At 41.4% G+C, this 413-nt stretch carries 1 pseudogene; it reads right to left on the bottom strand.

Annotated elements, in window-relative coordinates:
• Positions 1–178 precede the first annotated feature (178 nt).
• Positions 179–413 (bottom strand): annotated as a pseudogene (locus tag HC176_RS16920) (lipid-A-disaccharide synthase); the annotation flags it as partial.

The raw sequence follows: 413 nt of genomic DNA, 5'->3' as shown, positions 1-413 counted from the left end.
ATGCTGAATTCCTCCCGGGTGATTTCAGGCTCATCTTCAATTTCTACAAAATCCGGAAGGGAAGCATATTGTTGCTTTTGCACTTTAGGAATTTCTTCAGAAGAAGTAGTGATCCCTTTCCTGGCGCCACAGGAAGTGAGGGTAAAAATGAGGACCAGAAATGTCATTTTTAAACCTCTCATGATCCCGAAATTTTTTGGTAAATAAGCTGAGCTGTCTTTTCACTGGCCCCTTTGCCGCCAAGTTTTTGCTCCAGTTCATAATAATCGCTGAAGATCTTTTTCCTGTGCTCTTTATTCAGGATCCTGGCCAGTTCTTTTTTTAGATTCTTCCGGTTAAGATCATCCTGGATAAGCTCTTTTACCACTTCCCGATCCATTATGAGATTGACCAGGGAGATGTAATCAAGATTG

This window comes from Tamlana crocina, assembly GCF_012037625.1.
The sequence above is the reverse complement of the archived record's forward strand: the minus strand, read 5'-3'. Positions and strand labels throughout refer to the sequence as shown.